Source organism: Pseudomonas mandelii, from assembly GCF_002251635.1.
GTDB classification, from domain to species: Bacteria; Pseudomonadota; Gammaproteobacteria; order Pseudomonadales; family Pseudomonadaceae; genus Aquipseudomonas; species Aquipseudomonas mandelii_B.
The window spans coordinates 1-22244 of the sequence record NZ_NMOJ01000075.1 but is presented as its reverse complement, the minus strand read 5'-3'; the positions used below and the strand labels follow the sequence as shown (position 1 = coordinate 22244).

At 59.1% G+C, this 22244-nt stretch carries 20 protein-coding genes; 5 read left to right on the top strand and 15 right to left on the bottom strand.

Annotated features, from left to right (window positions below; all coding sequences use genetic code 11):
* Positions 1-214 precede the first annotated feature (214 nt).
* Positions 215-1312 carry a PLP-dependent cysteine synthase family protein gene (locus tag B7L09_RS10770; RefSeq protein ID WP_176457687.1) on the top strand — a complete coding sequence of 366 codons (1098 nt, stop codon included), beginning with the start codon at positions 215-217 and terminating at the stop codon, positions 1310-1312.
* Positions 1313-1430: 118 nt separating this feature from the next.
* On the opposite strand, the gene B7L09_RS10765 is transcribed toward B7L09_RS10770, so the two are convergent.
* The 3 genes from B7L09_RS10765 to B7L09_RS10755 all read right to left on the bottom strand — a co-directional run bounded on the left by B7L09_RS10765 (position 1431) and on the right by B7L09_RS10755 (position 4573).
* Positions 1431-3044, bottom strand: a complete 1614-nt coding sequence (locus B7L09_RS10765) for an NAD(P)/FAD-dependent oxidoreductase (protein WP_094468785.1) — start codon at positions 3042-3044, stop codon at positions 1431-1433.
* A gap of 94 nt (positions 3045-3138) precedes the next feature.
* A complete protein-coding gene (locus B7L09_RS10760; protein WP_094468784.1) occupies positions 3139-3792 on the bottom strand; it encodes a COG3650 family protein in 654 nt (217 codons plus the stop codon).
* A 181-nt stretch (positions 3793-3973) separates the two neighbouring features.
* On the bottom strand, positions 3974-4573 hold the full coding sequence (locus tag B7L09_RS10755; RefSeq protein ID WP_094468783.1) for a short chain dehydrogenase: 600 nt from the start codon (positions 4571-4573) through the stop codon (positions 3974-3976).
* 105 nt (positions 4574-4678) lie between these two features.
* Here B7L09_RS10755 and B7L09_RS10750 point away from each other — a divergent pair, with 105 nt between their 5' ends.
* Entirely contained in the window at positions 4679-5617 is a 939-nt protein-coding gene (locus B7L09_RS10750) for a LysR family transcriptional regulator (protein ID WP_094468782.1), read from the top strand.
* A gap of 97 nt (positions 5618-5714) precedes the next feature.
* Here the strand turns inward: B7L09_RS10750 and B7L09_RS10745 are convergent, their stop codons facing one another.
* The 9 genes from B7L09_RS10745 to B7L09_RS10705 all read right to left on the bottom strand — a co-directional run bounded on the left by B7L09_RS10745 (position 5715) and on the right by B7L09_RS10705 (position 13453).
* A complete protein-coding gene (locus tag B7L09_RS10745) occupies positions 5715-6209 on the bottom strand; it encodes a DoxX family protein (RefSeq protein ID WP_094468781.1) in 495 nt (164 codons plus the stop codon).
* Positions 6206-6967: an HvfC/BufC N-terminal domain-containing protein gene (locus tag B7L09_RS10740; RefSeq protein ID WP_094468780.1), complete on the bottom strand. Its 762-nt coding sequence runs from the start codon at positions 6965-6967 to the stop codon at positions 6206-6208. The genes B7L09_RS10745 and B7L09_RS10740 overlap by 4 nt, the downstream gene beginning before the upstream one ends.
* Entirely contained in the window at positions 6964-7818 is an 855-nt protein-coding gene (gene bufB / locus B7L09_RS10735) for an MNIO family bufferin maturase (protein WP_094468779.1), read from the bottom strand. The genes B7L09_RS10740 and bufB overlap by 4 nt, the downstream gene beginning before the upstream one ends.
* Before the next feature lie 26 nt (positions 7819-7844).
* Positions 7845-8153, bottom strand: coding sequence for a BufA1 family periplasmic bufferin-type metallophore (locus B7L09_RS10730; protein WP_010462585.1), 309 nt, complete (start codon positions 8151-8153; stop codon positions 7845-7847).
* Between the two features lie 296 nt (positions 8154-8449).
* On the bottom strand, positions 8450-9151 hold the full coding sequence (locus B7L09_RS10725; RefSeq protein WP_094468778.1) for an ABC transporter ATP-binding protein: 702 nt from the start codon (positions 9149-9151) through the stop codon (positions 8450-8452).
* Position 9152: 1 nt separating this feature from the next.
* Positions 9153-9920, bottom strand: a complete 768-nt coding sequence (gene livG / locus B7L09_RS10720) for a high-affinity branched-chain amino acid ABC transporter ATP-binding protein LivG (RefSeq protein ID WP_094468777.1) — start codon at positions 9918-9920, stop codon at positions 9153-9155.
* Positions 9917-11173, bottom strand: coding sequence for a high-affinity branched-chain amino acid ABC transporter permease LivM (locus tag B7L09_RS10715; protein ID WP_094468776.1), 1257 nt, complete (start codon positions 11171-11173; stop codon positions 9917-9919). Before B7L09_RS10715 ends, livG begins: the two co-directional genes overlap by 4 nt.
* Positions 11170-12093 carry a high-affinity branched-chain amino acid ABC transporter permease LivH gene (gene livH, locus B7L09_RS10710; RefSeq protein ID WP_094468775.1) on the bottom strand — a complete coding sequence of 308 codons (924 nt, stop codon included), beginning with the start codon at positions 12091-12093 and terminating at the stop codon, positions 11170-11172. The genes B7L09_RS10715 and livH overlap by 4 nt, the downstream gene beginning before the upstream one ends.
* Positions 12094-12325: 232 nt before the next feature.
* Positions 12326-13453, bottom strand: coding sequence for a branched-chain amino acid ABC transporter substrate-binding protein (locus tag B7L09_RS10705; protein ID WP_094468774.1), 1128 nt, complete (start codon positions 13451-13453; stop codon positions 12326-12328).
* Between the two features lie 350 nt (positions 13454-13803).
* Here B7L09_RS10705 and B7L09_RS10700 point away from each other — a divergent pair, with 350 nt between their 5' ends.
* Positions 13804-14109 carry a DUF2288 domain-containing protein gene (locus B7L09_RS10700; RefSeq protein ID WP_094468773.1) on the top strand — a complete coding sequence of 102 codons (306 nt, stop codon included), beginning with the start codon at positions 13804-13806 and terminating at the stop codon, positions 14107-14109.
* A 297-nt stretch (positions 14110-14406) separates the two neighbouring features.
* On the opposite strand, the gene B7L09_RS10695 is transcribed toward B7L09_RS10700, so the two are convergent.
* Positions 14407-16602, bottom strand: coding sequence for a hypothetical protein (locus B7L09_RS10695; protein ID WP_094468772.1), 2196 nt, complete (start codon positions 16600-16602; stop codon positions 14407-14409).
* Positions 16603-16800: 198 nt separating this feature from the next.
* Here B7L09_RS10695 and B7L09_RS10690 point away from each other — a divergent pair, with 198 nt between their 5' ends.
* A complete protein-coding gene (locus B7L09_RS10690) occupies positions 16801-17697 on the top strand; it encodes an NAD(P)-dependent oxidoreductase (protein ID WP_176457686.1) in 897 nt (298 codons plus the stop codon).
* Here B7L09_RS10690 and B7L09_RS10685 read toward each other — a convergent pair.
* Positions 17588-19870, bottom strand: a complete 2283-nt coding sequence (locus tag B7L09_RS10685) for a putative bifunctional diguanylate cyclase/phosphodiesterase (RefSeq protein WP_094468771.1) — start codon at positions 19868-19870, stop codon at positions 17588-17590. The two genes, B7L09_RS10690 and B7L09_RS10685, sit on opposite strands and share 110 nt — an antisense overlap.
* A 131-nt stretch (positions 19871-20001) precedes the next feature.
* On the bottom strand, positions 20002-20367 hold the full coding sequence (locus tag B7L09_RS10680) for a YkgJ family cysteine cluster protein (protein ID WP_094468770.1): 366 nt from the start codon (positions 20365-20367) through the stop codon (positions 20002-20004).
* Positions 20368-20727: 360 nt separating this feature from the next.
* Here B7L09_RS10680 and B7L09_RS10675 point away from each other — a divergent pair, with 360 nt between their 5' ends.
* Positions 20728-22077 carry a spinster family MFS transporter gene (locus tag B7L09_RS10675; RefSeq protein ID WP_094468769.1) on the top strand — a complete coding sequence of 450 codons (1350 nt, stop codon included), beginning with the start codon at positions 20728-20730 and terminating at the stop codon, positions 22075-22077.
* The last annotated feature ends 167 nt before the right edge of the window (positions 22078-22244 follow it).

The window sequence follows — 22244 nt, the reverse complement described above, 5'->3', positions numbered from 1 at the left end:
ACACCCTAACCCGTACCGTTAGTTGTTAAAACAAAAGTTATATTCTTTTTTGTTATATGCCGTTACAGCGCGAAGGGGCGGCACGGATCTGAGCCTAGCAGTTGCCAGACGTATTGGGTCTCAGCTGTATCTGTGCGTAGCGTGGGATTTTTCCTAAGCTTGTTGGCTGAGCCTTGCGACAAGGCCGACTCTTGTCCGATTCAACGAGAAAACCATCATGAGCGACAACCGACAGTGGGCCCGCGAAGCCATCCGGATCATCGAAGCCGACTTCCAGCGCAGCGCCGACACCCACCTGATCCCTTTGCCGCTCCCGGGTTTTCCGGGCATCGAGCTGTATTTCAAGGACGAGTCCAGCCACCCCACCGGCAGCCTCAAGCATCGGCTGGCGCGTTCGCTGTTCCTGTATGCCTTGTGTAACGGCTGGCTCAAGCCGGGTGCGCCGGTGATCGAGGCGTCCAGCGGTTCGACGGCGATCTCCGAAGCGTACTTTGCACGCTTGCTCGGCCTGCCGTTTATTGCGGTGATGCCGGCCACTACGTCGAAGGAGAAGATCGCGCAGATCGCCTTCTACGGTGGCAAGAGTCACCTGGTCGACGATCCGACCCAGATCTACGCCGAGTCCGAGCGCCTGGCCCGCGAACATGACGGGCATTTCATCGACCAGTTCACCTACGCCGAACGCGCCACCGACTGGCGGGCGAACAACAACATCGCCGAGTCGATCTTCCAGCAGATGCGCTTTGAGCATTACCCCGAACCAAGCTGGTTGATTTCCAGCCCTGGCACCGGCGGCACGACCGCCACCCTGGGACGCTATGTGCGTTATCGCCAGCATTGCACCCGCGTCTTGTGTGCCGATGCCGAACGTTCGGTGTTCTTTGATTACTACCAGACAGGCGACGCCAGCCTGCGCCTGGATTGCGGTTCGCGCATCGAAGGGATCGGCCGGCCACGGGTNGAGGCGTCGTTNCTCCCCAGGGTGATTGATGCGATGGTCAAGGTGCCGGACGCGCTGTCACTGGCCGCCATGCATTACCTGGCCGAACGGCTGGGTCGGCGGGTTGGCGGGTCCAGCGGGACTAACCTGATCGGCGCCTTGATGGCCGCGCAGCAGATGAAAGCGGCGGGGGAGTCGGGGTCGATCGTGGCGATTTTGTGTGATGGGGGTGAGCGCTATGCCACCACTTANTACGATCAGGACTGGCTCAAGGCCCAAGGGTATGAGTTGGGTGGGTTGATGGAGGTGGTCGCGGCGAGTGCCGAACGCGGCGAGCCGCTACCGGACACCGTGCTGCGCGCCAATATCTGACACACCAGAAACCAATGTGGGAGCGAGCTTGCTCGCGATGGCGGCTGGACATTCAAAAGAGATGTNNNGCAGGCAAGCCAGCTCCCACATTGGAACTGCAGTCTGTTCAGATTCTGCGTCAGGCCTCTATACCGAGCATATCCCGCGCCAATGCCTCGGCAATCCGAATTCCGTCAACACCCGCCGACAGAATCCCACCGGCGTAACCAGCGCCTTCACCCGCCGGGAACAGGCCTTTCACGTTCAAGCTTTGCATCGACTCGTCGCGAGTAATCCGCAGCGGTGACGAGGTGCGCGTCTCGATACCGGTCAACACCGCGTCATGCAGCGAGTAACCGCGAATCTGCTTTTCGAACGCCGGCAAGGCTTCACGAATGGCTTCGATGGCAAACGCGGGCAGGGCCAGCGCCAGATCACCCAAGGCAACGCCTGGCTTGTAGGACGGTTCAACGCTGCCCAATTCGGTGGACGGCTTGCCCGCAATGAAGTCGCCCACCAGTTGCGCCGGCGCTTCGTAGTTGCTGCCGCCCAGCACAAAGGCGTGGGATTCCAGGCGTTCCTGCAACTCGATACCCGCCAGCGGGCCGCCCGGGTAATCGACTTCCGGGGTGATCCCGACGACGATCCCGGAGTTGGCGTTGCGCTCGTTACGCGAATACTGGCTCATGCCGTTGGTGACGACACGATTGGGCTCGGAAGTGGCCGCCACCACCGTACCGCCCGGGCACATGCAGAAGCTGTAGACCGANCGGCCGTTCTTGGCGTGGTGCACCAGTTTGTAGTCGGCAGCGCCGAGCTTTGGGTGCCCGGCGTATTTGCCCAGGCGCGCAGCGTCGATCAGCGACTGCGGGTGTTCAATGCGGAAACCCACCGAGAACGGCTTGGCTTCCATGAACACGCCACGGCCGTGAAGCATGCGGAAGGTGTCCCGGGCGCTGTGGCCCAAGGCAAGAATCACGTGTTTGGAGTGAATCTGCTCGCCGCCATTGAGCTCGACGCCGACCAGTTGGCCGTCCTCGATCAGCACGTCGGTAACCCGCTGCTGGAAACGCACTTCACCGCCCAGGGCGATGATCTGCTCGCGCATGTTTTCCACCACGCCGGTCAGGCGGAATGTACCGATGTGCGGCTTGCTGACGTAGAGGATTTCTTCCGGCGCACCGGCTTTGACGAACTCGTGCAGCACTTTGCGACCGTGGAATTTCGGGTCCTTGATCTGGCTGTAGAGCTTGCCGTCGGAAAAGGTCCCGGCGCCGCCTTCGCCGAACTGCACGTTGGACTCCGGGTTGAGCACGTTTTTGCGCCACAGGCCCCAGGTGTCCTTGGTGCGCTGGCGCACTTCCTTGCCGCGTTCGAGGATGATCGGCTTGAAGCCCATCTGCGCCAGCAGCAGCCCGGCGAAGATCCCGCACGGACCAAAACCCACGACGATCGGCCGTTCAACCAGGCCTTGCGGCGCCTGGCCCACCACCTTATAGCTGACATCCGGTGCCGGGTTGACGTTGCGATCATCGGCGAACTTGAGCAGCAGTGCGGCTTCGCCCTTCACGTTCAGGTCGATGGTGTAGATGAAGCACAGCTCCGACGATTTTTTACGGGCGTCGTAGCTGCGTTTGAACAGGGTGAAATCGAGCAGGTCATCACTGGCGATGCCCAGGCGCTGCACGATGGCAGGCCGCAGGTCTTCTTCGGGATGGTCGATCGGCAACTTGAGTTCGGTGATTCGTAACATGACAGGATCCGGTTCGCGGGGCGCACAACTGCGCCAAGGCGTTTGAAGGCGGCGATTATAAGCCCCAAACGCCGGTCCCGTGAGGCAAAAACGATCAGTCGTTACGTGAGCTGCCGAAATACCCGCAACCGCGTTGCACCTGGCCATCGATGCGCAGCTCGGCGCTCATGTGCTGGACGCTGCCGGTGCTGCTGTCGACGCAACGTTGCGGCGCGACCCACAGTTCGATGTGCTGGTTATTGGCTTCGGTGCTGAGATTGAAACGGCCATCGCCCAGCTGTTCTTCAACGTAGGGCACAGCCAGGGGCGGCTGGCCGGCACGGTCGATGACCATGCCTTTACCGCTGACCTTGACGTTCCACTCCGGCGAGTGGCCGGCGGCGCGCAGGATCAGCAATTTGAAGTTGGGATCGTCGCAGGCAGTACCCGATCGTTCGACGCGGTACAGTTGCTCAAGATCAAGGCGGCTGTCGACGATTCGCCCACGCACGTCGGCGAACAGCTTGCCCTGAGCATCGGCGAGGGTCGCGGCCTCTTGCAGAACGCTGGTGCCGCCGGTGTCGTTGACCACATAACTGCGCTGCTCATTGCACGGCTGGAACAGCAATTTGCCGTCCGCCGCCGTCAACTGGCCCTGCATGCGGGTCTGGCCCACGTGGGAGGCGCTTTCACGCGGGCCATCAAACAATTGGCAGGCGGCAAACAGCGGAAGCAGGGCAACAAGGACTAAGGAACGGGCAACACGCATCTTTGGCTCTCCAGACAAGTGCCGCCACGTTACGCAGCCTGACCGTTCATCACAAGGGTTTAGCCCACGTGAAAGGTCTGGCCTGTTTGCAGGCCTTCCACACGGCCAGTGCATCCAGCATCGTCATGAATGACAGACAAGTGCCGCCACGTTACGCAGCCTGACCGTTCATCACAAGGGTTTAGCCCACGTGAAAGGTCTGGCCTGTTTGCAGGCCTTCCACACTTTTGGCGTAGGCCAATGCTACATCCGCTGCGGGAACCGGCTTGTAGCCCCGGAAGTACGGCGCGTAACTGCCCATGGCTTCGAGCAGAACGGTCGGGCTGATCGAGTTAACCCTCAAGCCGCGAGGCAGTTCGATGGCCGCCGCACGCACGAAGCTGTCCAGCGCGCCGTTGACCAATGCCGCCGAGGCGCCGCTGCGAATCGGGTCGTGGCTGAGCATGCCGCTGGTGAAGGTGAACGAGGCGCCGTCGTTGGCGTATTCGCGGCCGATCAACAGCAGGTTGACCTGGCCCATCAGCTTGTCGCGCAGGCCCAGCGCAAAGCTTTCTTCGCTCATTTCATTCAGCGGTGCAAAGGTGACGTTGCCGGCAGCGCAGACCAGCGCATCGAATTTGCCGGTTTGCTCGAAGAGTTTGCGGATCGAGGCGCTGTCGCTGATATCCACATGGTAATCGCCGCTGTTACGGCCGATGCGGATGATGTCGTGCCGCTGGGACAGTTCCTTGTCGACCGCTGAACCGATGGTGCCACCTGCGCCTATCAAAAGAATTTTCATCGTGCTGTTCCTCGAAGGGGNTAAGTGAGGTTTCAGTCTAGTGTGGCTTTTCGGGTGGATAAACGTGCTAATAGGCAACCTTTGGTTTTCAAATGGAAACAATCCATGAGCGATATGGATGACCTGGCAGCGTTTGCGGTGTTGATCGAAGCGGGCAGTTTCACCCTGGCGGCGCAGCAATTGGGCTGCAGCAAGGGGCAGTTGTCCAAGCGCATCAGCTTGCTGGAAACACGGTTCTGCGTGGTCCTGCTGCAACGCACCACCCGCCGTTTGAGTTTGACGGCAGCGGGCGCGGCGCTGTTGCCTCAAGCCCAGGCGCTGGTGGTTCAAGTCGAGAAGGCGCGTCAGGCGTTGGCCCGGTTGAAGGACGACATGGCCGGGCCTATACGCATGACGGTTCCGGTCTCGCTGGGGGAGACCTTCTTCGATGGCTTGTTGCTGGAGTTTTCCCGCCAATATCCCGAGGTGCAGATTGAGTTGGACCTCAACAACAGCTTTCACGATTTGTCCCGTGACGGTTTTGACTTGGCCATTCGGTCCGAGGTGGCCAATGACCAACGACTGGTCGCCCGACCGCTGCTGGCCTGGCACGAAATGACCTGCGCCAGCCCGGCCTATCTCGAACAGTACGGTGAGCCGAAGACGCCCCAGGCGTTGGCCGACCATCGCTGCCTGCTCAACAGCCATTACAGCGGTCGCGAAGAATGGCTGTATCACCAGCAGCACGAGTTGCTGCGGGTGCGGGTGTCGGGTCCGTTTGCCAGCAATCACTACAGCCTGTTGAAAAAAGCAGCGCTGGCGGGGGCCGGCATTGCGCGCCTGCCGTCCTACGTTTTACCTGCGGAACTGGCTGACGGCCGATTGCGCTGGCTCCTGCGCGATTATCAGACGCGCAGCATGCCGATGTATCTGGTTCANCCTTATCAGGGCGGCCTGCCGAAACGCACGCAGGTGTTGGCGGACTATCTCATCGACTGGTTCAAACGCAGCGGCGAGGCCTTGGCGCGTCTCCAACATTCGCCGCTCACATCCAACCCGTTGTAGGAGTGTGTTTACCGGGCGAAATGTCGGGCGATCAGATGATCGATCGACAACGTCTCCAACATTCGCCGCTCACATCCAACCCGTTGTAGGAGTGTGTTTACCGGGCGAAATGTCGGGCGATCAGATGATCGATCGACAATTTCCCTGGCCCGGTCGTCATCAGGTACAGCAGCACCGCTGCCCAAGTGCCATGGGTCGGGTAGGCGTCGGGGTACACGAACAGTTGAATGGTCAGGGTCATGCCNANCAAGGCCAGGGCCGAGAAGCGTGTGGCAAACCCCACCAGAATCAACACCGGGAAAAAGTGCTCGGCGAAGGCGGCCAGGTGCGCCGCCAGTTCCGGGGACAGCAGCGGCACGTGGTATTCGCTCTGGAACAGCGGGATGGTCGAGTCCGCCAGATGCGGCACGCCAAGCTGGAAGGAACCGTCAATCAGGTCGATGGCCAGGCCTTCAACCTTGGTTTGCCCGGACTTCCAGAACACCGCCGCAATCGAGAAACGTGCGATAAACGCAATCAGACTGTGGGGGATCATCTCCAGCAACGCGATGGCGCGAACGATGGGGTTCTGTGATTCGGTGCGGATATTCATGGCGATACCTTGTTGTTATGCAAGTGAGTGACGGCGTTGCGGCTGATCAGCAGCGCCAGGGTTTGGCTGAGGTCGAAAGCGGGGGCGGCTTCCAGCGCCTGCATCAGTGACTGGCCGTTTTGCAGGTTCTGGATGAACGCACTGGCACCTTGATCGATGGCGAACACTTCAACGTCCAGGCCATTGCGCAATACCAGCGCGTGTTGTCCGTGGTTCAGGTCAATCCCCGCCAGCGTCGCTTCCTGTTGATGCGCGGCCCAGATCGCTACCACGGCGAAGGCCGAATCCAGCAGGTTGAGGGAGGGATGAAGTTCGACGGTGAGGTCCCTCAGGGCTTGCGGGTCGACCAGTGCGGCAGCGATCTGCTCATGCCCCAGGGGCTGCGCATCGGCCGCGTGATACGCGATGACGCGCAGGCGCTCCAATCGGGCGACATCCGCCAGATAAGGCACGCTGGCGGCGGGCGCAAAACCTTCGATGAAGTCTGCGAAATCATGCCCGTAGTCATTCATCAACGGGCTGCGGGGCGGGGTGCCTTGCACATGAACACCGGCCATGGCCCGGAAGAATTCATCGCCGACCAACTGCACAACCACGGGGTAACTGTCCGCCAGCGCGTTGATCAGCGAGCTCTGTACATTGTTGCGATACACCGCGAAACGGCTGGCCGGATCGGCGCCATTGGCGCTGAATAATCCATCAGGGCAGGGCCGCTCCGGATCAATTAGGGCGGCGGCGAAATCGGCGTGATTGCTCATGTCCGGACCTCGGCGCACCGCAACAACTCATCGGCCTGACGCGCTTCGGCGTGTAACACGCTAAAGGCGGGCACCTGATTGTCGCGTTCGATCAGCGTTGCCATTGGCCCGACGCGCTCCAGCACTTGCACATACAGCGCCCACACAGCGTTGTCGATGGGCGCGCCGTGATCGTCAATCAGCAGGCGGTCACCGAGGCTGTCGGTGTCTTCGGCAAATCCGGCCAGATGAATCTCGCCGACGGCATGAAGGGGCAGGGCATCGATGTAGGCCAAAGGATCGCGTTGATGATTGATGCTCGACACGTAAACGTTGTTCACGTCCAGCAACAGCCCGCAGCCTGTGCGGCGAATGACTTCGCTGATGAAGTCGGCTTCATCGATGGTCGAGCGCTTGAACGCCAGGTACGTCGCCGGGTTCTCCAGCAGCATTGGNNGCTTGAGGGTGCTTTGCACCTGATCGATGTGTTCGCACACCCGTTTCAGGGTGGCGGCATCGTAAGCCAGGGGCAGCAAGTCGTTGAGAAACACCGGGCCATGGCTGGACCAGGCCAGGTGTTCGGAAAAAGAGTGGGGTTGATAGCGTTCGATCAGCGTGGCNAGGCGTTGCAGGTGTTGAATGTCCAGCGGACCTTCGGCACCGATGGACAGGCCAACGCCATGCAGCGACAGCGGATACTGCTCGCGGATCAAACCCAGGTAGTGATGGAACGGGCCGCCGGCCACCATGTAGTTTTCGGCGTGCACTTCAAAAAAACCGATGTCCGGTTGTGAACCGAGCACTTCACGCAAGTGCCCGGTCTTGAGCCCCAGCCCGGAGCGGGGCGGGAGCCCGAACGGTGAATTGTTCATGGTCGACACTCAGGCTGGGAGGCGGATCAGGCTTTGGCTTTGAAGGCTTCCATCTGACCGAAACCGGTCGGCGAGGTTTTACTTTCGGTAGTGGCGCAAGTGCCTTTTGGAACGAGTTTCCAGGCGTTTGCCTGGTGGTCCATCTTGGCAGTACCGGCGCAGGTGGTGCCTGCACCTGCGGCGCAATCGTTATGACCTTTCATGGCCACGCCGAAGCATTTTTCCATGTTGCTGTTGTCGGCGGCCTGGACGGTGGAGACAGCGGCCATGCTCAGCGCAGAACCAAGGGCCAGAACGAGGGCGGTGGCGGACAGGGTGCGGGTGGTAGCAGTCATGATGTTTCTCCGTTGTTTGAGTTTGGGTAAGCCGCGTTTGTGCTGGCTTACCCCTCTAGAGAGAGGTCATCGCGATGCGTTACAGCCCAGTGCAAAACTTTTTAAAAAACCTCAAAACACCCTAATCCCTGTGGGAGCGAGCTTGCTCGCGATAGCGGTGGGTCATCCAACATCTCTGGTGAATGTGATATCGCATCGCGAGCAAGCTCGCTCCCACAGGGAATTTTCACCGTTAGCGGGTTTATGGCGGGCACAAAAAAACGGCCAGAAGGCCGTTTTTTATTTACCGCAAAGACTCAACCCCCCAGATACGCCTCNCGCACCTTCGGATCCGTCAGCAATTGCTCCCCGGTGCCCTGCATCACCACCCGGCCGTTTTCCAGCACGTAGGCGCGGTCGGCGATTTTCAGCGCCTGGTTGGCGTTCTGCTCCACCAGGAATACCGTCACACCGTCCTTGCGCAGTTGTTCGATGATATCGAAGATCTGCTGGATGATGATCGGTGCCAGTCCCAGTGAAGGCTCGTCCAGCAGCAATAGCTTGGGCTTGCTCATCAGCGCCCGGCCGATGGCGAGCATTTGCTGCTCGCCGCCGGACATGGTGCCGCCGCGCTGGCTGAAGCGTTCCTTGAGCCTGGGGAACAGGTCGAGAACCTTGTCCATCTGTTCCTGATAATCGCCCTTGTTGGTAAAGAATCCGCCCATGGACAGGTTCTCTTCCACGGTCAGGCGGGCGAACACCCGACGACCTTCCGGCACGACCGCGATGCTTTTACGCATGATCTGNGAGGAGGCCTGGCCCACCAGTTCTTCACCCATGTAGCGGATGCTGCCGCTGTGGGCCTGCGGCGAACCGCACAGGGTCATCAGCAAGGTCGACTTGCCGGCACCGTTGGCGCCGATCAGCGTGACGATTTCACCTTGGCGCACTTCCACGTTGACGCTGTGCAGCGCCTGGATCTTGCCGTAGAAAGTGGAAACGTTTTCGAATTGCAGCATTTTACGCTTCCCCCAAATAGGCTTTGATCACTTCCGGGTTGTCGCGGATCTGCTCCGGTGTCCCGTTGGCCAGCGGCGTGCCCTGGTTGATCACCACGATGTGGTCGGAAATGCTCATGACCAGTTTCATGTCGTGTTCGATCAACAGCACCGTGGCGTTGTTTTCTTCACGCANCACACTGATCAGCGCCTTGAGGTCTTCGGTTTCCTTGGGGTTCAGGCCAGCGGCCGGTTCGTCGAGCATGAGGATCCGCGGGCGGGTCATCATGCAGCGGGCGATTTCCAGACGACGTTGTTGACCATAGGCCAGGGTGCCAGCAGGACGGTTGGCAAACTCGGTGAGGTTGACCTTGTCCAGCCAGTACTCGGCGTACTCCATGGCTTCGCGCTCGCTTTTGCGGAACGCCGGGGTCTTGAACAGGCCTGCAAAGAAGTTGGTGTTCAAGTGACGGTGTTGGGCAATCAGCAGGTTCTCGACCGCCGTCATGTCCTTGAACAACCGTACGTTCTGGAAGGTGCGCACCACACCCTTGCGGGCGATCTCGTGACCGGCCAGGCCCTGGATCGGCTGGCCGTCCAGCAGGATGCTGCCACCGCTCGGCTTATAGAAACCGGTCAGGCAGTTGAACACCGTGGTTTTGCCGGCGCCGTTAGGGCCGATCAGCGCCACCACTTGTTTCTCTTTTACGGTCAGGGCCACGCCGTTGACCGCCAGCAAGCCGCCGAAGCGCATGCTCAAGTTTTCGACTTTCAGGATATCGCGGCTCATTTGCGCAGCTCCATGTGTGGACGTTGCATGGGCAGCAGGCCTTGAGGACGCCAGATCATCATCAGCACCATCATGGCGCCGAACATCAACATGCGGTATTCGCTGAACTCACGCATCATTTCCGGCAGCAGGATCATCACGATCGCCGCCAGGATCACACCCAGTTGCGAGCCCATGCCACCCAGTACCACGATGGCGAGGATGATCGCCGACTCGATAAAGGTGAACGACTCCGGGGTCACCAAACCNTGACGGGCAGCGAAGAAGCTGCCGGCAAAACCGGCGAAGCTGGCGCCCAGGGTGAAGGCCGACAGCTTGATGACGGTGGGGTTCATGCCTAACGCACGGCAGGCGATTTCATCTTCGCGCAGCGCTTCCCACGCACGGCCAATCGGCATGCGCAGCAAACGGTTGATCACGAACAGNGCNCCGAGAGCCAGCAACAGCGCAACCAGGTACAGGAAAATCACCTTGTTGATCGAGTTGTATTCCAGGCCGAAGTACTCGTGGAACGTCTGCATGCCTTCGGCGGCTTTACGTTCGAAGGACAATCCGAAGAACGTCGGCTTGGGGATGCTGCTGATACCGTTGGGGCCGCCAGTGATGTCGGTGAGGTTGCGCAGGAACAGTCGGATGATTTCACCGAAGCCCAGGGTCACGATCGCCAAATAGTCACCGCGCAAGCGCAACACCGGAAAGCCCAGCAGGAAGCCAAACGTGGCCGCCGCCATACCGGCCAGTGGCAGGCAGATCCAGAAGCCCCAGCCCAGGTAGTGCGACAGCAACGCGTAGGTATAGGCACCCACGGCGTAGAAGCCCACGTAGCCTAGGTCGAGCAGGCCGGCCAGGCCGACTACGATGTTCAGGCCCAGGCCCAGCAACACGTAGATCAGGATCAGCGTTGCGATATCCACCGCACCACGGGAACCGAAGAACGGCCAGACCAGGGCACCGGCGATCAACGCAATGATGATCCAGCGTTGGGTGGTCGGCAGGGTCAGGAAGTTACTGGCCTTGGCCGGAATCAGCGGCATGTTGGGCGAAGAACGCCAGGCCGAACTGATCTGCTGATCGAACAGCACACGCAAGAACATCAGGACCGAGCAGACGGCGATGGTGATCAGCGTTGCAGTGCTGGTGCCATGGACTTCCAGGTTGATGCCGACGATGCTCAGCTTCAGACCCAGTACCGGNAAGGCCACGGCCCATACCAGCAAGGCGCTGAAAAACGCCGATTTAAGATATCTGCTCATACTTTCTCAACCTCCGGACGGCCCAGAATGCCGGTCGGACGGAACAACAGCACCAGAACCAAGAGGCCGAACGCCACGACGTCCTTGTATTGGTCGCCGAAGATATCGGCACCAAAGGCTTCAGCCACACCCAGCACCAGCCCGCCGAGCATCGCGCCGGGGATGCTGCCGATTCCGCCCAGTACCGCAGCGGTGAAGGCCTTGAGGCCGACGAGGAAACCGGCGTTCGGGTTGATTACGCCGTATTGCATGCTCAGCAGCACAGCCGCGACGGCCGCCAGCGCGGCGCCTATCACGAAGGTCAGGGCGATGATGTTGTTGGTGTTGATGCCCAGCAGGTTGGCCATCTTGATGTCTTCGGCGCAAGCCCGGCAGGCGCGCCCCAGACGGGAGCGGGAGATGAACAGGGTCAGGCCGAGCATGGCGAGCAACGTCACCACGAACACCACGATTTGCATGTAGGAAATCAGCACTTCATGTGCGCCACCTGGCCCGAAAGCAATGTTGCCCGGAATCAGGTTGGGGATGGATTTGTCCTTGGAGTCCTGGGACAGCAATACGGTGTTCTGCAGGAAAATCGACATGCCGATGGCGGAAATCAGCGGGATCAAACGGTTGCTGCCACGCAAGGGGCGGTAGGCGATCCGTTCGATGCTGTAACCGTAGGCACTGGTCACGACGATGGTCGCGAGGAAAGCGGCGGTCATCAACAGCGGAACACTGTCGAGTCCCATCATGGTCAGCCCGGCGATGGCGATGAACGCCACGTAGGAACCGATCATGTACACCTCGCCATGGGCGAAGTTAATCATTCCAATGATGCCGTAAACCATTGTGTAGCCAATGGCTATCAAGGCATAGGTGCTGCCAACGGTCATGCCGTTAACCAGCGTTTGGAAAAAATGATAGATCTCAGGCATTACAGCGCTCCTAAAAACCTGATACGCATTTCACTGGTGGAGTCATTTTCCCGCTCGAGCCCCGTGGATCTGCATCCACTTCGAACGCGAGGTTTGCCAGCGAACCGCTGATGACGGTTTTGAGATTTTCAGGTGGGGAGACTGGCGGATCACGCCAGCGCGGCCCAATACATTCGTAAAACAAAGCCCACGGCACGCCGTGGGCTTTATTGGCAGTCAGTCAGGCAACGCCTTACTGAGGCTTGGCTTCAGTTTTTGGTTTGCCGAAGTGCCACTCGTAAACCACAAATTTGAAGTCTTTCAGGTCGCCCTTGGCGTCAAAGCTCAGGTCGCCCGTTGGGGTCTTGAAAGTACCGGCGTGGATGGCAGCAGCCACTTTGGCGGTGTCTTCGCTCTTAGCGGCGGCGATACCNTCGGCAATCACGGTCACAGCCGAGTAGGCCGGGAACACGAACGGACCGCTCGGGTCTTCTTTCTTCGCTTTGAACGCGTCAGCCAGGGCGATGTTGGCCGGATCCTGGTCGAAGGACTTCGGCAGGGTTACCAGCAGACCTTCGGAAGCGTCTTTGGCGATCTGCGAAATGGAGTCGTTACCCACGCCTTCCGGACCCATGAACTTGGCTTTCAGGCCTTTTTCCTGTGCTTGACGCAGGATCAGACCCAGCTCAGGGTGGTAGCCGCCGTAGTAGACGAAGTCGACGTTGGCTTGCTTGAGCTTCTGGATGAGCGAGCCGAAGTCTTTGTCGCCAGCGTTGATGCCTTCGAAGAGAGCAACTTTCACGCCTTTCTTTTCGAGGGTCTGTTTAACGGCGGTGGCGATGCCTTCACCGTACTGCTGTTTGTCGTGCAGGACAGCAACGATTTTCGGTTTTACGAAGTCGGCAATGTAGTTACCGGCGGCAGGGCCTTGGGCGCTGTCGAGACCAATGGTGCGGAACACCATTTTGTAACCACGGGCGGTGATGTCCGGGCTGGTGGCAGCCGGGGTAATCATGATCACGCCTTCGTCTTCATAAATGTCGGACGCTGGCTGAGTGGAGCTGGAGCAGAGGTGACCGACTACGAACTTGACGCCGTCGTTGACCACTTTGTTGGCTACGGCCACGGCTTGTTTNGGATCACAGGCGTCATCGTATTCAACGGCGACCAGTTGCTTGCCGTCTACGCCGCCTTTGGCGTTGATCTGTTCGATGGCCATTTTGGCGCCACTGAACTGCATGTCGCCGTATTGGGCTACAGGGCCGGTTTTAGGGCCGGCGATGCCGATCTTGATGGTGTCAGCTGCGAACGAATGGCCGGCAACCCCAGCCAGGACCATAGCGGCAAACAGTTTGGAAATCTGCTTAGTAGCCTTATTCATAGTGCTCCACTCTTACTGTTGTATTTTTTATAGTTCTGGCGNCNTAGCTGCAGAACCGGATCAGATATCTCGGATATCCTCCGGAAAATGCCCCCGGCAACTGTACCGGTACAGTGTAGAGCGCCAATTGTTAGCCTGGGAAGCTGGCGCCGGGGGGCAAACCCTGAGGGTGTCGCTTTATTGAAAGAAAAAGACAGAATCGCGGCGGGATGTTAGCTGGCTAATTGCTTGATTCAGCAGCATTCCCTGGCTTTCCTGCTCTTTTCATTCGGTGACTCAATTGCATCCGGGTTTTTCTGCCAGACCACCGACGTTATCATTCGCGTCGATTTCTTTTCCGGACAGCGCCCATGAATCAAGAACCTAGCACCCTCTATGCCAAGCTGCTTGGTGAAACCGCATCTATTACGTGGAAAGAGCTTGAACCGTTCTTTGCCAAGGGTGCCCTATTGTGGGTCGACGCCGGCCTGGATTTGATCGCCGCGGCCGAAGCCGTTGCAACGGATGAAGGCGAGAAAGTGGCTTCTTGGCTGGCTGCCGACAAGGTCGCCAAGCTCTCTGAAACGCGGGCGCTGGATCTTTTCGAACGTGACCCGCAGCTGTGGGCTGTGGTGGTTTCACCGTGGATTCTGATCCAGGAAAGGGCGACGAGCTGACTGTCCGCACTTTATTGGTGCGCCTGGCAGGCGACTAAAAGTGTGTAGGTGAGTAGCGTGATGGCATGTTGCCGTAGAGAAAGGCCACAGAAGGGTCTTGGCGAGGGTGACGTAAACGTAACGGGAACAGTTTATTGAGCACCCATTGGGCTGCTTAATTGTTTCTGAATGTTGGAATTTGTGGCGAATTTTATGCCGCCATCGCGGGCAAGCCCGCTCCCACATTGTCCGNGTATTTCCTGTTGGAATACGGTCAAAATGTGGGAGCGGGCTTGCTCGCGAAGGGCGCGACTCGGTCTAGGCAGTCTTGCCAGTATGGTTGTTCAACGAAATCACCTTGGTCTTGCCAATCCGGTGACGATAAATCTCACGCAAATACTTGATCGCCTTCTTCACACAATCTCGTGACAGGCGAATGTCATTGATCGACACAAACTTATCCTTGTCGTTGATCAACTCCCGATACTTCTTTTCATACATCGGTTTGATCGCGTACCAGTTGGTGTCCAGAATCTTCGCCGGGTTTTCGAACTCGTTNAGCAAGTCGTCGATCAGGTCTTCGTCGAAGTCTTCATTGATGATGAAGTCGAGAATCGAGTTATCCAGCGTGTCGTCGAAGCGGTACGGGTTCTTCGCGAAGCAGCGTTTGATGAAGGCCACGATCAACGTCAGGAAGTCATCCGACAGGCACGGGCTCTTGGCGATCAGCGTTGTCAGCGACAAGTTGGCCGACGCCCCGATCACCAGCGCATAACGCTTGAGCGTGGTGTTGGGAAACAGGCTATTGAGGTGCGTCTTGAGCCGGTTCAAGTCCATGTAGGACAGCTTGTAGTCCTTGGGCAAGGACACAATCGACACCACCGACGAGCAGTTCTTGAAGAAGTGCAGGTCATGCAGGGCGGCTGCGTCGTAGCCGGAATTCTTGTATTGCTCCAGTGACGCCTTGTAGCGCTTTGACTCGATCGGCAACAGGCTGATGCCTTCGATGGCCTGGGTCACTTTGTTGAAGTGCGGCAGGTCGATGGAGCGGAAAAACAAGTCATCGATATTCAGCCGCTGTGGCTCTTTATCGAACACCTTGAACTTGTCATTCGACGGCACCGGGGTTTCCGGCACCACGGACTCGGCATAGGCAATCGCTACCGGTCCTGCCAGGCTCATGAACAGGTCATTGGCGTCGAGGCGAATGGTTTCGCCGATGTCGATGCCGGCGCGACGGAAATAGTTCTGGTCGTAGTCAGTCGTGACCGCCTGCGCCGTCAGAATGTTGAAGATCTGCTGCGAGATGTATTGGTTGGCGTGCTTTTCCATCGCGTTGACGTCGATGTTCTGAATGTTGCCGTCATCGCTCTCTTCGGCGTAACGCATGATGTCGTTGGAGATCAGCATCATTGCGTTCCATGGCCGGATACGCCCCTTCACACTGGCTTCGCTGCTGTCTTCATTGTCGAAGTTGTAAGAGAAGTCCCATTCTTCCGACAGGTATTTGCACAGCAACCGCCCGGCGTTGATGTGCAGGGCCTCGGACATTTCGCTGCGGTGATCGGAGATATTCGGCAGCACACAGATGCCGCTGGTGAAGATCGGCTCGAAGACAAACGCGTGGCCGCTCTTGCTGTCGTGCTCGTCGGCGGGTTTGGTGTCGAATGTCTTGTTCATGTACGAGTGCTGCTGGGCCAGGCCAAACTCCGAGGCCATGCCCGAACCCGTACCGCCGCCGGCGCTGAAGATCGAGAAGTACAGGCGCGACTGGTTGGCCTTGATGCCGCAGGAGTCGATCAGGTACGAGTGAATCATCTTCCAGTCAGGGCTGGAAAAACGCTGGGTGTCTTTATTGAGGATGATCTTGGCCAGGTACTGGCCCAGGATCGGCGCGTTACCGGCGCCACCGGCATGGACTTCCGAGAGGTCCATTATTTTCATTTTGCTGTAGTCGCGCAGGAAACCGCTTTTTTCGCCCTTGCGCGAGAAGCGGATGCGACCGGCGATGTCTTTGTCCAGGTCGCCGAGCATCACCAGCGGCTCGACCAGGAACACCGGTTTGGTGGCCTTGTTCGGCCCCAGGCGCAGGTTGTTGCGGATCCACTGCGCCGGGCTGTAACCCTTTTCGGCGTAACGTTTGTCCGGCGACAGGCGGTCTTCGTTGTTGAATTCGTTGAGGTAGAACTTGCGCGCGTTGTACACCAACTCCGCCACGTCCAGCGCGATGTTCGAACCGCAGCGGCCCAGGCCGATCAGGCACACCGAGGGAAATTCCTGCTCGTCGCGCGGGTCGCCATCACCTTCTTGCTGGGGCGGGCGCGGGAACACCATGTCGCGCAGGCCGTCGAGGTTATCGAGGATGCGGTCGGTATTGGTTTCGGTGAAATACAGGTATTGCTGACTGGCCAGCGGACGTGACGGGATCAATGGCTTCGACGATGAGGGGCTGTTCGCCGCGGGGCTCAGTGTCAGGTCGGAAACCGTAGTGGCCGGATTATTTTTAGAAGTCATTGGGCGCCATGTACCTGGGCTGGTTAGCTCGGCGACGACGGTGTCGTCGAACCTTCACGGAATAGGAACTCGCGACTTTTTTAGCGCGTATTTTGCCCAAGCGTCAGGGACAAAGCCTGAGCGTCGCTCGGGGGAATCCTTTCCTTAGTCATGATGAATCGGCCAATATTCGGCGATCTTTAATCAAAAGGAGGCTAAATGATGTCAACCCTACCTTCGTTGAGTTTTGCCGGAATCGGCCTGATGGGCTTGCCCATGTGCCGGCGTTTGTTGGCGGCGGGGTATCCGCTGACGGTGTGGAATCGCAATCCGGCCAAATGCGCAGCGTTGATCGAGGCCGGCGCCCGGCAGGTGGCAACGGCGGCTGAACTGGGTCAGCACGCCGATGTGGTGATGCTGTGCCTGGCGGACACGGCGGTGGTGCGCGAGGTGGTTTTCGGTCCGGTAGGGATTGCCGAAGGGGCGAAAAGTGGGCAGTTGCTGGTGGATTTTTCCAGTCTGGAACCTACGGCGACGCGGGACATGGCCTCGGCGCTTGTCGGCCAATGCGGCATGCGTTGGCTGGACGCGCCGGTGTCCGGTGGGGTCGTCGGCGCCGAAGCCGGCAGCCTGGCGATTATGGTCGGCGGCGAAGCGGCAGACCTTGAGCGAATCAGGCCGGTGCTGCTGAACCTCGGTCAACGGGTAACTCACATGGGTGGTGTCGGCGCCGGGCAGGTGACCAAGGCCTGCAATCAGATGATCGTTGCCTGCAATGCATTGGTGATTGCTGAAGTGGTGGCACTGGCCGAGCGCTCCGGGGTCGACGCCAGCCTGATCGCCGAGGCGCTGGCGGGAGGGTTCGCCGATTCAAAGCCATTGCAGATCCTCGCCCCGCAAATGGCCGAGAGTCGTTTCGAGCCAGTGAAGTGGCACGTGCGCACGCTGCTCAAAGACCTCGACACCGCGGTGAAATTCTCCCGCGAACAGGGCTCAGCCACGCCGATCAGCGGATTGGCCGCACAACTGATGCGCCTGCATGGGGGCCAGGGCTTTTTGGAAAAGGATCCGTCGACGTTAGTGCAGTTGTACCGCAAGCCAGGCTCAGCGGACTGACACTGCGTGAATGTTTGCGCTGATTGATTTCAGCCAGCACCGCAGGCAGTTCGGCCAGCGGCACCGGACGGCTGAGCAGGTGGCCTTGAACCAGGTCGCAGCCCTGGCGTTCGAGAAAGTCATATTGCTCGAGTGTTTCGACACCCTCGCTGACGACCTGTAAATGCAGGGTGTGGGCCATGATGATAATGGCGTGGACGATTTCCATGTCCTGGGTAGCCTTGGGGATGTCCTGAATGAACGAGCGGTCGATTTTCAGCGTGTTCAGCGGCAGGCGCTTGAGGTAGGCCAGGGATGAATAGCCGGTGCCGAAGTCGTCGATCGACAGCGAGACTCCGAGAGAGCGGATCTGCTTCAGCAACGCCAGGGTGTTGGCAACGTTGCCCATCAGCGCGTTTTCGGTGACTTCGAGTTCTAGCCTTTGTGGTGACACCCCGGCAATGCGCAGGGCGTTTTCGATTTCATCGGCCAACTCTTCGCGGGCGAGGTTCAGCGGCGAGCAGTTTACGGCGATCTTGAGTTCTTCGCGCCCCTGGCGGGACAGCTCGCCAAGGTCCTCGCACGCCTTGTGCAACACCCAGTTGTCCAGTTCGTTGATCAGACCATTGGCCTCGGCAATGGCAATGAACCGATCCGGTGCCAGCAACCCGTGAACCGGGTGTTGCCAGCGAATCAGCGCTTCGAGTCTGGTGACCTGGCCGCTTTTCAGGTCGTAGATCGGTTGGTAATAAAGGATCAAACCGGCGTCGTTGCGCAGGGCGTACCGCAGTTCTTCCTCGAGTTGCAGCTCCAGCGTGGCACGGGTTTTCATGTGTGGACTGAAAAAATGCAGCCCGTTGCGCCCGCTGCCCTTGGACTGGTACAGCGCCAGGTCGGCANTTTTCAGCAGCTCTTCGCAGGTCAGGCCGTCTTCGGGAAACAGGCTGATGCCGATGCTGGTGGTCATNACCATGCTGCGCCCGGCCAACTCGATCGGGTCTTTCATTTTCAGCATGATGCGCTGGGCCATGTTCCGGGCTTCTTCAAGGTCATGCAGGCCGATGAGGATGCAGAACTCGTCCCCGCCAAAGCGCGCCACCACATCGTCGTGGCTGCGTACCGAATCTTTGATGTGGCTGGCCAGGACTTTGAGCAACTCATCGCCAGCGTCATGGCCCAGGCTGTCGTTGATCCGCTTGAAGTGGTCGATGTCGAGGAACATCACCGCCAGCATCCCGCCTTCGTTGGCAGTATCGAGCAGTTTTTCGGCGAAAATCTGGTTGAACCCACGGCGGTTGATCAGGTTGGTCAGCGCGTCGTAGTGCGCCACCTGTTGCAGCGACAGGCGTGCCTGATCCAGTTGGCCGAGCAGGGTGTTGACCCGCTGAAGATCGCATTCCTTGTGTTGCAGCTTCTTGTCGGCCAGTGCCGCGCTGATGCTGCTGCCGATGATCAGCAACGTCATCATCGCCACCGTCAATCCCAGTTGCAGGTGGTTGTTGTCGCCGGGCAGCTGCTGGACGCTATCGATGGGCAGCACCAGGCTGAGCGCTGCCATGCCGGTGAAATGCATGCTGACGATGCCGGCCCCGAGCACCAGGCTGGCGGTGTATTTGAGCAGTTGATGAGCCACGCCGCTGCCTTCGCGCAGGTGACGGGAAATCACCAGGGCGGCCAGGCTGGCGCCAATCGCGATGACGACGGAGAGGGCGAACAGGGCGGGGTCGTAATAAGCCGTCGCATTCGACTGCATGGCGGCCATGCCCACGTAGTGCATGGTCGCGATACCCAGGCCGATCCACACTGCGGCCCGCAGGGTTTGCCAGAAACTCACATGACGATGGCTGAGGGTGTGCATCGCCAGCCACGAGGCCGTCAGTGCAAACAACAGTGAAATCAGGGTGATGGGCAGCTGGTAATTGATTTCGATCGGCGCCTGGAACGCCAGCATGCTGATGAAGTGNNTNGCCCAGATACCGCCCGCCAGGCACCCGGCACCGACCCAGCGCCAGAGACGTTGGGAGGCGGCTTTTTCGGCATGGCCGACCCGTTCGGTGATGTCCAGTGTGGCGAAGCCGGTCGCACAGGCGACCACATAAGCCAGCAATACCAGGAAGGGGTTATGGGCGCAATTGAGTATGACCTGGCCGGTCTCTGGCAGTTGGGTCGTGAAATATAAAGCAGGCCACTCCATCGGACGCCCCGTATTTATCCAGCCGACACCATGAACCCTGGCGAATGTGTTGGAGTATAGAGGTCATACAAAGAGTGCAAACGGTAGTGGCATATTGCTGTCGAACATTTTGCAATTACTGCCGCCAGTTATCAGGCGATCTGCTCATAAGGGAGATCGAATTCTGGTTGCAGGGCCGGCAATCCGAACGCTGCCCGTGCCGCATCGCAATCCACATTTGCCTCGCCGTTGGCCCAGGAGGCATCGAACTCCCGACAGGTGCTGGAACGTTGGTCGTAAATCGAGCACTGCACGGTGCTGCCGACTTCGCCGACCAGCCCGACGCAGCGAGTGGGTTTGCAGTCCGTGCCCAGCATGGCCACCCGGCTGGGGCTGATGGGCGCGACAAGCTCGTCAGGCACCGTTCCCCCGGCCGAGGTGCATTCACCCCAGAAAAAAGACACGCGAAAATGAGAACAGCAGGCACCGCAATTCAGACACGGACTGGCTTCGGACATGGGCGATAATCAAAGGAGGGATGGGGGACACGGTGGGGTGGACAAGGCCGCTATTCTAGGCTTCGCGTTGGACTTGGGAAGGGGGCGCAAAAGTATTTTTTCATGTGACCAATGGCGAGAAATATTTGCCTTGCAAAATCCCTTGTGGGAGCGAGCCTGCTCGCGAAAGCGGCGGATCAGTCACCCTCTGTATTGAATGTGCAGGCCTCTTCGCTAGCAGGCGAGCTGCCACAGGTTTGGGTTTGGTGTCATGGGCTGATATCAGCATTACGAATAATTACAGACAGCTCCGGCGGGCCTGTCTAGATTGGAGGTTCCGGGGACAGCGAAGCCCCAATAACAATAAAAGAGACGGACCCCATGCAGAACTCGACCCAAGCGGCGAATGCCTGGCGCATTCTGTTCCTGCTGTTCCTGGCCAATCTGTTCAACTTCTTCGATCGCACCATCCCGGCCATCATCATCGAACCGATCCGCATGGAATGGCACCTCAGCGACTTTCAACTGGGGATCATCGGGACTGCATTCACCATCGTCTACGCCATTGCCGGCCTGCCCCTGGGGCGCATGGCCGATACCGGTTCGCGCAGCAAACTGATGGGCTGGGGCCTGTTCGCCTGGAGCGGCCTGACGGCGGTTAATGGGCTGGTGGGCAATTTCTGGGCGTTCCTGATCGTGCGCATGGGCGTCGGCATCGGCGAAGCCAGTTACGCGCCGGCCGCCAATTCGCTGATCGGCGACCTGTTCCCGGCCCACCGGCGCGCCCGGGCCATGGGCATTTTCATGCTGGGCCTGCCTTTAGGGCTGCTGCTGGCATTCTTCACCATTGGCGCGATGGTCAAGGCGTTCGACAGCTGGCGCGCGCCGTTCTTTATCGCCGCCGTGCCGGGAATGATCCTGGCGGTATTCATGTTCTTCATCAAAGAGCCGAAGCGCGGCGCGGCGGAAACCGTGCAGGTCTCGCAAGAGAAAGTCGACAAGCCGATCCGGCGAATTCTGGCGGTACCGACCTTTCTTTGGCTGGTCATGGCCGGGTTGTGCTTCAACTTCGCTACGTATGCCTGCAACTCGTTTCTGGTGCCGATGCTGCAGCGTTACTTTCTGATGCCGTTGCAGGAAGCGGCGGTGGCGACCGGGGTGATCGTCGGTGTGACCGGTTTGTTCGGGTTGACGCTCGGTGGCTGGGTCGCCGACAAGATCCACCAGCGAGTGGCCAATGGGCGGCTGTTGTTTGCGGCGTTCAGCCTGATCGTCTCGACGGTGTGTACGGCGTGGGCACTGCATGCCGGGCGGATCGAGATCGGGGTGTTCGTGGCGGTGTTCAGTGTGGGCTGGTTGTTCGCTTATAACTTCTACACCTGCGTGTACACGGCGATTCAGGACGTGGTCGAACCGCGCCTGCGCGCCACGGCGATGGCGTTGTTCTTTGCCGGGTTGTACTTGCTGGGCGGTGGTTTGGGGCCGGTGGTGGTGGGCGGTTTGTCCGACCACTTCGCGCACACGGCGATGGCCGCGGCAGGTGCCGAGCAAATGACCGAGGCGTTCAAGGCGGTCGGCTTGCATGATGCGATGTATTTGATCCCGGTGGCGCTGTTTTTCACCATGGTGTTTTTGTTCCTGGCTTCGCGGTGTTTTGTTCGGGATGCAAAGCGGATGAAGGAAGGGTTGGTGGCTGTTGTCGAGCCAGGAGTTTCCGTGGCGGCTGCTTGATTGCTATCGCGGGCAAGCCCGCTCCCACAGGTTCAGTGGTGTTCATGGATGTTGTGCTCGACACGGACCCTGTGGGAGCGGGCTTGCCCGCGATGGGGTCAGCAGCACCACACTATTCATCCAGACAAAAAAGGCCCGCATCACTGCGGGCCTTCTTGTTTTTAGCG